The sequence below is a fragment of the Bradyrhizobium guangdongense genome, from assembly GCF_006483445.1.
Taxonomy (GTDB): domain Bacteria; phylum Pseudomonadota; class Alphaproteobacteria; order Rhizobiales; family Xanthobacteraceae; genus Bradyrhizobium; species Bradyrhizobium guangdongense_A.
Map to the genome: position 1 here is coordinate 1 of NZ_PPPT01000259.1, position 10352 is coordinate 10352.

5 protein-coding genes and 1 pseudogene are annotated in these 10352 nt (G+C 62.9%); 3 read left to right on the plus strand and 3 right to left on the minus strand.

Annotation, left to right across the window (positions count from 1 at the left end):
• Positions 1-110: 110 nt before the first annotated feature.
• Genes C2U70_RS30765 through C2U70_RS30775 form a run of 3 tightly spaced genes read right to left on the minus strand, consistent with a single transcriptional unit; the run spans position 111 to position 4889 of the window.
• Entirely contained in the window at positions 111-1655 is a 1545-nt protein-coding gene (locus C2U70_RS30765; RefSeq protein ID WP_140982387.1) for a SpoVR family protein, read from the minus strand.
• The gene (locus C2U70_RS30770; RefSeq protein WP_186294576.1) at positions 1652-2926 is read right to left on the minus strand and encodes a YeaH/YhbH family protein; all 1275 of its coding nucleotides are present in this window, start codon (positions 2924-2926) and stop codon (positions 1652-1654) included. Before C2U70_RS30770 ends, C2U70_RS30765 begins: the two co-directional genes overlap by 4 nt.
• A gap of 19 nt (positions 2927-2945) precedes the next feature.
• Positions 2946-4889, minus strand: a complete 1944-nt coding sequence (locus tag C2U70_RS30775; protein ID WP_140982389.1) for a PrkA family serine protein kinase — start codon at positions 4887-4889, stop codon at positions 2946-2948.
• 802 nt (positions 4890-5691) lie between these two features.
• Here C2U70_RS30775 and C2U70_RS30780 point away from each other — a divergent pair.
• The 3 genes and pseudogenes from C2U70_RS30780 to C2U70_RS30790 form a co-directional block, all read left to right on the plus strand.
• Complete coding sequence (locus C2U70_RS30780; protein ID WP_140982390.1) at positions 5692-8541, plus strand: bifunctional transaldolase/phosoglucose isomerase; 2850 nt, start codon at positions 5692-5694, stop codon at positions 8539-8541.
• Between the two features lie 12 nt (positions 8542-8553).
• On the plus strand, positions 8554-9534 hold the full coding sequence (gnd, locus tag C2U70_RS30785; protein WP_140982391.1) for a phosphogluconate dehydrogenase (NAD(+)-dependent, decarboxylating): 981 nt from the start codon (positions 8554-8556) through the stop codon (positions 9532-9534).
• Between the two features lie 24 nt (positions 9535-9558).
• A pseudogene (locus C2U70_RS30790) lies at positions 9559-10352 on the plus strand (glucose-6-phosphate dehydrogenase); the annotation flags it as partial.

A 10352-nucleotide genomic window follows, 5' to 3' on the forward strand; every position in this document is an offset into this window, starting at 1 on the left:
ACGGTGACAGTTGGATTCGTGGAGAGTCCCCCTCACCCGGATCGCATCTTCGATGCGATCCGGCCTCTCCCCGCTTGCGGGGAGAGGCGAAGGGCTGCGGTGCAAATTGGCTAAGCCGCCGCCGTGATCGGCCGCGGGCTCACCACGTATTCCCGCAAGACCTTGTCCGACGCGTCGACCTCGATCAGCGACACGTCGTAGGTCCAGAGGTCGGCGAGGTGCTGCAGCACGCGCTTGGCGTCGGTCTCGTTGAGCTGGCCGCCCTTGATGACGTGATGATGCAGGATGAGGCGGCGGTCGCCGGAGAGATCGACGTCGACCACCTCGATATTGGCATCGATGAAGCCGACATCGTGCTGACGCGCGAGCTCGCGGCGGACGCGGCGGAAGCCGCGCTCGTCATGGATGGCATCGACCCTGATCCCGGCGCGCTCCTCGGGATCGTCGTGGAGGTGGAACATGCGGAGCTGCCGCATCAGCTTCGGGCTCAGGAACTGGTTGATGAAGCTTTCATCGCGATAATTGGCCCAGACGTCGCGCAGTACGCCCATCGCGTCGCCCTTGCCCGCGATATCCGGGAACCATTCGCGATCTTCGGCCTCGGGATTGGTGACGATGCGCTCGATGTCCTGCATCATCGCAAAACCGAGCGCGTAAGGATTGAAGCCCGAGAAGCGCGGATCGTCGAATTCCGGCTGGAACACCACGCTGGTATGCGAGTGCAGGAATTCGAGGAAGTTGCCGTCGGTAAGGCGCCCCTGCTGGTGCAGCGCGTTCATGATACGATAGTGGACGTAGGTCGCCGTCCCCTCGTTCATCACCTTGGTCTGGCTCTGCGGATAGAAGTATTGCGCGATGTGGCGGACGACGCGCAGCAATTCGCGCTGCCAGGGCGCCAGCCGCGGCGCGCTCTTCTCGAGGAAATAGAGCAGGTTTTCCTGCGGCAGGCCGAGCAGCTTGCGGCGGCGCTCGACGCTCAGCACACCCCGGCTCTTGCGCGGCCCGGTTGGCACGGTGCGCCAGAGGTCGTTGAAAACCTCTTCCTCATGCTGGCGGCGGCGCCCTGCCCGCTTCTCTTCGGCGCGCAGGTCGAGCTTCTTCTTGCCGGGATAGCGATCGATGCCGTGCGACATCAGCGCGTGCGCGGCATCGAGCGTACGCTCGACCTCGACGCGGCCGTAGCGCTCCTCGCACTGCGCGACGTAGTTCTTGGCGAAATCCAGGTAATCGAGAATGCCGTCGGCATCGGTCCACTGCTTGAACAGATAGTTGTTCTTGAAGAAGTGATTGTGGCCGAAGGCGGCGTGCGCGATGACAAGCGTCTGCATGGTCGCCGTGTTTTCCTCCATCAGATAGGAGATGCAGGGCGAGGAGTTGATCACGATCTCATAGGCGAGGCCCATCAGGCCCTTGCGGTAGGATGCCTCGTGATACGCAAAATGCTTGCCGAACGACCAGTGCTTGTAGAACAAGGGCATGCCGACCGAGGAATACGCGTCCAGCATCTGCTCGGCGGTGATGACCTCGATCTGGTTCGGGTAGACGTCGAGGCCGAGATTCTTGATCGCGACGTCCTCGCAGGCATCGTGGATGCGCTGCAAGGTACGAAAGTCCCAGTCGGCGCCCTCGAACAGTCGTCCGGTCGTTTCCGTCATGGAGCGGCCTTCTCCTGGGTTTCGCGGCGCTGGAACAGGTCGTGGAAGACGGGAAAAATCTCGCTGCGCTCGCTGACCTTGCGCATCGAGAGCGGCGCGCCGCTGTTGCGCAGGCGCTCATAGAGCGTCCAGAGCGAGGAGTCGGAGAGATCGAAGGCGCTGCCGCCGGATTCACCGACTTCGAGGTACGCAAAGAACTGGCACACCGGCAAAATCTTTTCGGTCAAGAGCATGCCGGCGAGCTCGCCGTCGGAATAGGAATTGTCGCCGTCGGAGGCTTGCGCAGCATAGATATTCCAGTCCGACGGATTGAAGCGCTCGCGCACGATGTCGCTCATCGCCTGCAGCGCGCTCGACACCAGCGTGCCGCCGGAGGCCGGGCCGTAGAAGAAGGTCTGCTCGTCCACCTCCTCGGCGCGGTCGGTGTGGCGGATGAAGACGATCTCGACATGCTTGTAGCGGCGCTTCAGGAACACGTAGAGCAGCATGTAGAAGCGCTTTGCGAGATCCTTCATGTGCTCGGACATCGAGCCGGAGACGTCCATCAGGCAGAACATCACGGCCTGCGCCACCGGCTTCGGCACCGTCTCGAAGCGGCGGTAGCGAATGTCGATCGGATCGATGAAGGGAATGCGCTTGGACTTGGCCTTCAGCTTCTCGAGCTTCGCGACGAGCTCGGCCCGAAGCTCCTCGTCGGCGCATTCGGCGATCTCGGCCTCGAGTTCGTCCATCTCGTCCTTGCGCGGACGCTTGAGCGCAATGCGGCGGGCGAGTGCCAGCTTGACCGTGCGGCCGACCGAGATGTTGGCGGGCGAACCCGACGTGGTGTAGCCGGCGCGCTGAATGCCTTCGCTCTCGGTCTGCGCGATCTTGCGCTTGGCGAGATCAGGCAGTTCGAGGTCGTCGAGGAAGAGATCGACGAACTCGTCGCGGGAAAGCACGAAGCGGAAGGCATCTTCGCTGTCGCCCTCGCCCGGGCCGGAATCCTTGGCGCTGCCCTGGCCCTGGCGCTGGAGATAGTCGCCCTCGACGAACTTCTTGTTGCCGGGCAACACCATGTCGCGCGTGCCGCCTTCCCTGCGGAAACGCGGCTCGTGCATCCCGTCCAGCGGGATAGTGACCTCTCCACCCTCCAGGACATCCTTGATGTCGCGTTCCTGCGAGGTCTTCTTGACGGCGCCCTGCACCAGGGACTTGGCCCGACGCAAGAACCGCTGCCGGTTCTCAAGACTCTTGCCGCCTGGGTTCAGGCGCCTGTCAATAATATGAATGGCCACTTTCGCATCCGCCTCAACCGGCCTGCTTCACGCGCATGTACCACTCGACGAGCCGGCGAACCTGACGCTCGGTGTAGCCGCGCTCCACCATGCGTGCGACGAATTCGCCGTGCTTCTTTTCGGTCTCGCCGTCCTTCTTCGACCCGAAGGAGATCACCGGAAGCAGGTCCTCGACCTGGGAGAATATCCGCTTTTCGATCACGTCGCGAATCTTCTCGTAGGAGGTCCAGGTCGGATTCTTGCCGCCGTTCTGGGCCCTGGACCGTAACGAGAATTTGACCACCTCGTTGCGGAAATCCTTGGGGTTGGCGATGCCGGCCGGCTTCTCGATCTTGGTCAGCTCCTGGTTCAAGAGCTCGCGATCCAGAAGCTGGCCGGTGTCGGGATCCTTGAAGTCCTGGTCTTCGATCCAGGCGTCGGCGTAGTCGACGTAGCGATCGAACAGGTTCTGGCCGTAATCCGAGTAGGATTCCAGATAGGCCTTCTGGATCTCGTTGCCGATGAACTCGGCGTAGCGCGGCGCGAGGTCGGCCTTGATGAATTCGAGGTAGCGCTTCTCGACTTCTTCAGGCAGTTGCTCGCGGCGGATCGACTGCTCGAGCGCGTACATCAGATGCACGGCGTCGGCGGCCACTTCCTGCGGGTCGTGGTTGAAGGTCGCAGCCAGGATCTTGAAGGCAAAGCGCGTGGAGACGCCGTCCATGCCTTCGTCGACGCCGGCGGCATCGCGATATTCCTGGACGCTGCGCGCCTTGGGATCGGATTCCTTCAGGCTCTCGCCATCATAGACCCGCATCTTGCCGAACAGCGTCGAGTTCTCGTGCTTGCGCAGGCGCGACATCACCGAGAACCGCGCCAGCGTCTCCAAGGTCGACGGCGCGCAAGGAGCAGCGGCGAGCTCGGAGCCCTGGATCAGCTTCTCGTAGATCTTCTGCTCTTCGGTGACCCGGAGGCAGTACGGCACCTTGATGACGCAGATGCGGTCGATGAAGGCTTCGTTGTTCTTGTTGGACTTGAAGCTCGCCCACTCGGCCTCGTTCGAGTGCGCCAGGATCACGCCCGTGAACGGGATCGCGCCGATATTCTCGGTGCCGATGTAGTTGCCTTCCTGCGTCGCGGTCAGCAGCGGATGCAGCATCTTGATCGGCGCCTTGAACATCTCGACGAATTCGAGGACGCCCTGGTTGGCGCGGTTGAGACCGCCCGAATAGCTGTAGGCGTCGGGATCGTTCTGCGCGTAGGTTTCGAGCTTGCGGATATCGACCTTGCCGACCAGCGAGGAGATGTCCTGGTTGTTCTCGTCGCCCGGCTCGGTCTTGGCGATGCCGATCTGGCGCAGCCGCGAGGGCTGGATTTTTGCGACGCGGAACTGCGAGATGTCGCCGCCGAAGGCTTCGAGCCGCTTGTAGCACCACGGGCTCATCAACCCGGTGAGGCGGCGGCGCGGAATGCCGTATTTCTCTTCGAGCATCGGTCCCAACTGTTCGGGATCGAACAGGCTGAGCGGGCTCTCGAACACCGGCGAGAGTTCATCGCCGGCCTTGAGCACGTAGATCGGGTGCACTTCCATCAGCGACTTGAGCCGCTCGGCGAGCGAGGACTTGCCGCCGCCGACCGGGCCGAGCAGGTAGAGGATCTGCTTGCGCTCTTCGAGACCTTGCGCTGCGTGACGGAAGAAACCAACGATGCGCTCGATCGTTTCCTCCATGCCGTAGAAGCCCGCGAAGGCCGGATAGGTCCGGATCGTACGGTTCAAAAAGATACGGCCAAGGCGTGGGTCCTTGGCCGTGTCAATCGTCTGGGGCTCGCCGATCGCAGCTAGTAGTCGTTCGGCTGCATTCGCGTATTTCATTGGATCGCTTCGACACGATTCCAGATATTCCGCCATCGACATGTCGCTCTGGCTTCTGGCCTCGAACGACCGAGCGAAAGCGTTGAACAAAGAATCGTTGTACATGATCCCTCTCCACTTATCTCCGCCGAGGCAACGATCCGTCTTGCGGCTGCGTTCCTCGGATGTTTCGCGAATCAGCAGTCAGCACATACGCGACATCAGACACCGGGCGAGGCAACCTGCGCAACGCACAACGCAGGCACTACGTGAATTACAAACAGGCACCTGCCTCTTTTGTAAGCTATGGAAGCGAATCCGGTTTTTTAAGGTGGCGAGTTTTTAGTTAATGTATCCTTAACGCAACATCCGGGCGATACCGGGGATTTTTGATTTCCGGCGGTGCAGCAAAGCGGTGAGACGGCCGTGCGTCCGTGACGATTATGCGGCAATCTGTGCCTAGGATCGCCTCTGCTGCAATGCGGCGTACGCATCGCTCATGCCATGAAAGGGCCGCCAAGTACGGGGCCGCGCATTTCTTCTGATGCAGGAAAGCAGTCGTCGCAGCGCCGGCCTCAAGGCACCGCGCCCCCGCTTCCGCCAGGTTCGAGAAATTTCCGCAGTCGAGTCCCGAACGAGAAATTCATTGTCGACAGGCGGCGCAGCGGTCGACGATCACGACCAGCGCCCCGCCGGCGTCACGCAACAGGCCCCACTGCAATTCATTCGGTCAAACAACCGTCTCGCGACAATAGGTCCGACAGACCGGATCATATTGATCGCACCCGAGTTGAGCCGAGAGTATGACCTCCATACCCTTGATTGGTTCCCCTCCCTGGTCATGTTAACAGAGCATAGCGCGTCAGGACCGGCGCTGGAACCCTTTACGTATCGACTTGGCGCACCGGCTTGGAGAGAAACAGACATCATGAATCCCGTCAAAGAACTGGAAAAGCACGGACAGGCCGTCTGGCTGGACTTTTTGGCCCGCGGCTTCATCGCCAAAGGCGACCTCAAGGCGTTGATCGACACCGACGGCGTCAAGGGCGTCACCTCCAATCCCGCGATCTTCGAGAAGGCGATCGGCAGCTCGGACGAATATGACGCACCGGTCGGCAAGGCGCTGAAGCGCGGCGACCAGACGGTCGCCGAGCTGTTCGAGAAGCTCGCCATCGAGGACATCCGGAGCGCCGCCGACGTGCTCCGCCCGGTCTACAACCGCCTCAAGGGCCAGGACGGTTTCGTCAGCCTGGAGGTCTCGCCCTATCTCGCCAACGACACCAAGGGCACGGTCGCGGAAGCCCGGCACCTCTGGAAGGAGGTCGACCGCAAGAACCTGATGATCAAGGTGCCTGCGACGGCGGAAGGCCTGCCGGCAATCGAGCAACTGATCGGCGACGGTATCAGCGTCAACATCACGCTGCTGTTCGCCCAGCAAGTCTATCGGGAGGTCGCCGAAGCCTATCTCGCCGGGCTCGAAAAATACGTCGCAGGCGGCGGCGATCCCTCGCCTGTCGCCAGTGTCGCGAGCTTCTTCGTCAGCCGCATCGACAGCGTGGTCGACAAGCAGCTCGACGAGAAGATCGCCCGCGCCAACGATCCATCCGAAAAGGAGCGCCTCGCCGCGCTCAAGGGCAAGGTGGCGATCGCCAATGCCAAGCTCGCCTACCAGGATTACAAGCGCATTTTCGCGGGTCCCCGCTGGGACAAGCTCGCCGCCAAGGGCGCCAAGCCGCAGCGGCTGCTCTGGGCGTCAACCGGCACCAAGAACAAGGACTACCGCGACGTCCTCTATGTCGAGGAATTGATCGGCCCCAACACCGTCAACACCGTGCCGCCGGCGACGCTGGATGCCTTCCGCGACCACGGCAAGCTGCGCGACAGTCTCGAGGAGAATATCGACGACGCCCGCCGCGTGCTCGAAGAGCTCGCGCAAACAGGAATCTCGCTCGACGCGATCACCGAGGAGCTCGTCAAGGACGGCGTAAAACTGTTTGCCGACGCTGCCGACAAGCTCTACGGCGCCGTCGCCTCCAAGCGCGCGACCGTGCTCGGCAATGCCGTCAATCGTCAGCAGCTCGGGCTCGGTGACATCATCGGCAAGGCCGTGACCAAGGCGACCGAAGAATGGCGCGCGGGCGCAAAGATCCGCCGGCTCTGGCAGCGCGACAAATCGGTCTGGACCGGCAGCGACGAGGACAAGTGGCTGGGCTGGCTCGACAGCGCCGCGAAGGCCGACGTCGCCGACTACGCCGACTACGCGAACAAGGTGAAGGGCCAGAATTTCTCCGACGCCGTCGTGCTCGGCATGGGCGGCTCCAGCCTCGGACCGGAGGTGCTTAGCCAAACCTTTCCCAGGAAGGCGGGCTTCCCCAGGCTGCACGTTCTCGATTCCACCGACCCTGCGCAGGTGCGGGCGATGGAGGCGCAGATCGACATCGCCAACACCGTGTTCATCGTCTCCAGCAAGTCCGGCGGCACCACCGAGCCGAACGCGATGAAGGATTATTTCTACGACCGCGTCGCCAAGGCGGTCGGGCCGAAGGTCAAGACCGGCCACCGCTTCATCGCCGTCACCGATCCCGGCTCCTCGCTGGAGAAGGCGGCCAAGAAGCTGCATTACGCCCGCATCTTCTACGGCGAGCCGAGCATCGGCGGACGTTACTCCGTGCTTTCGCCCTTTGGCCTCGTGCCGGCGGCAACGGCCGGCATCGATGTCGGCCGCTTCGTCGGCCATGCGCTCACGATGATCCGCTCCTGCGGGCCGGACGTGCCGCCGCATGAAAATCCCGGCGTCCAGCTCGGCCTCGCCATGGGGCTGGCCGGCCTCGAAGGCCGTGACAAGGTGACGATCTTCTCGTCGAAGAAGATCGCCGATTTCGGCGCCTGGGCCGAGCAGCTCATCGCCGAATCCACCGGCAAGGAAGGCAAGGGGCTGATCCCGATCGAGGGCGAGCCGCTGAACGACCAGAGCGTCTATGGCAACGACCGCTTCTTCATCGACATCAGGACCGAGGGTGAAGCTGATACCGTCCATGACGGCCAGCTCTCGGCGCTCGAAAAGGCCGGCCACCCGGTGGTGCGCATCCTCATGAAGTCGATCGAGCATCTCGGCCAGGAGTTCTTCCGCTTCGAGATGGCAACTGCGGTCGCGGGCAGCATCCTCGGCATCAATCCGTTCGACCAGCCGGATGTGGAAGCCGCCAAGATCAAGACCCGGGAGCTCACCTCCGCTTTCGAGAAGACCGGCGCGCTGCCGTCTGAGCGCCCCGTGGTCAGCACCGCCGATGCCGATCTCTACACCGACGAGAGCAACGCGGCGGCGCTCCGGGCCGCCGGTGCCAACGGCGATCTCGGTTCCTGGATCAAGGCGCATCTCTCGCGCTCACAGGCCGGCGACTATGTCGCCCTGCTCGGCTATATCGAGCGCGACAAGACCACGATCAGTGCACTCCAGAAGATGCGGATCGCGGTGCTCGAAAAGCGCCATGTGGCGACCGCCGCCGAGTTCGGCCCGCGCTTCCTGCACTCGACCGGACAGGCCTACAAGGGCGGACCCGACAGCGGCGTGTTCCTCCAGATCACCGCCGACGACGCCAAGGATCTGCCGGTGCCGGGCCAGAAGGCCAGCTTTGGCGTGATCAAGGCGGCGCAGGCCCGGGGCGATTTCGACGTGCTCACCGAGCGCGGACGCCGTGCGCTCCGCGTGCACCTGAAGGGCGGGCTGAAGAAGGGCCTCACCGCTCTGAACGCGGCGATCTCAGACGCGCTGAACTGAAGGACGGCGTCCATGCAACTCGGAATGATCGGCCTGGGGCGGATGGGCGGCAACATCGTCCGCCGTCTCATGCGCAACGGCCATACGACCGTGGTCTATGACAAGGACGCCAAGGCCGTCGCCGGCCTTGCGGCCGACGGTGCGGTCGGCGCGACCACGCTGGAGGAGTTCGTCGCCAAGCTGGAGAAGCCGCGCACGGCATGGGTGATGCTGCCGGCCGGCCACATCACGGAGACGACGATCGACGCGCTCGCCAAGCTGATGGAGCCCGGCGACGTCATCATCGACGGCGGCAATGCGTTCTGGCAGGACGATGTTCGCCGCGGCAAGGCGCTCGGGGAGCGCGGCATCTATTATCTCGACGTCGGCACATCGGGGGGTGTCTGGGGTCTCGACCGCGGCTATTGCATGATGATCGGCGGCGACAAGGCCGTCGTCGACCGGCTTGATCCGATCTTCAAGACGCTCGCGCCGGGGATCGGCGACATTCCGCGCACGCCCGGTCGCGGGGGCCGCGATCCCCGCATCGAGCAAGGCTACATCCATGCCGGCCCGGTCGGCGCCGGGCACTTCGTCAAGATGATCCATAACGGCATCGAATACGGCCTGATGCAGGCCTATGCCGAGGGTTTTGACATCCTCAAGAACGCCAATCTCGAGACGCTGCCGTCAGATCATCGCTTCGATTTCGATCTCGCAGATATCGCCGAGGTCTGGCGCCGCGGCAGCGTGATCCCGTCCTGGCTGCTGGATCTCACCTCGACCGCACTCGCCGATAGTCCGGCGCTGTCGGAGTATTCCGGCTTCGTCGAGGATTCCGGCGAGGGACGCTGGACCGTGAATGCCGCGATCGACGAGGCGGTGCCGGCGGAGGTCTTGACCGCGGCGCTGTTCGCCCGCTTCCGCTCGCGCAAGGACCACACCTTTGCCGAAAAGATTCTCTCGGCGATGCGCGCGGGATTTGGCGGCCACAAAGAGCCCAAGAAGCCCTGATGATGCGATAAAGGCCAGTTATTCGTGAAAGACCCACAGCCGCAACGAAAACCTGAAAACTGCGCCTTCGTCATTTTTGGCGTCACCGGCGATCTCACCCACCGCCTGGTGATTCCCTCGCTCTACAATCTTGCGGCCGAGCACCTGCTGCCGGAAAAGTTCTGCGTGGTCGGCGCCGCCCGCAAGGCGATGTCGGATGGCGATCTGCGCGACAGCCTGATGAAGGGGCTGCGTGAGTTCGCGACACGTCCCGTGGATGACGATATCGCGCAAAAACTCCTGCAATGCGTCACCTTCGTCGAGGCCGATCCGAAAGACCCGCCCTCATTCGACGAATTGCGCAAGCATCTCGACGCGCTCGAATGCTCGCGCGACACCGGCGGCAACCGCCTGTTCTATCTGGCGACGCCGCCGGCCGCGTTTGCGCCGACGGCGCGCGAGCTCGGCCGCACCGGGCTGATGAAGGAGGACAATGGCGCCTGGCGCCGGCTCATCATCGAAAAGCCCTTCGGCACGGATCTCGCATCGGCAAAGGCGCTGAATGGCGAACTCCTGAAGATCATGGAGGAGCACCAGATCTACCGGATCGATCACTATCTCGGCAAAGAGACGGTGCAGAACATTCTGGTGCTGCGCTTTGCCAACGGCATGTTCGAGCCAATCTGGAATCGCAACCACATCGATCACATCCAGATCACGGTGGAGGAGAAGCTCGGCGTCGGCCATCGCGGCGGCTTCTACGACGCCACCGGCGCGCTGCGCGACATGGTGCCGAACCATCTGTTCCAGTTGATGTCGCTGGTGGCGATGGAGCCGCC

Excerpts from the sequence above, each read along its gene's own strand:
- C2U70_RS30775 (WP_140982389.1), bottom strand. The coding sequence starts at position 4,889 with ATGTACAACGATTCTTTGTTCAACGCTTTCGCTCGGTCGTTCGAGGCC.
- C2U70_RS30765 (WP_140982387.1), bottom strand. The coding sequence starts at position 1,655 with ATGACGGAAACGACCGGACGACTGTTCGAGGGCGCCGACTGGGACTTT.
- gnd (WP_140982391.1), top strand. The coding sequence starts at position 8,554 with ATGCAACTCGGAATGATCGGCCTGGGGCGGATGGGCGGCAACATCGTC.
- C2U70_RS30780 (WP_140982390.1), top strand. The coding sequence starts at position 5,692 with ATGAATCCCGTCAAAGAACTGGAAAAGCACGGACAGGCCGTCTGGCTG.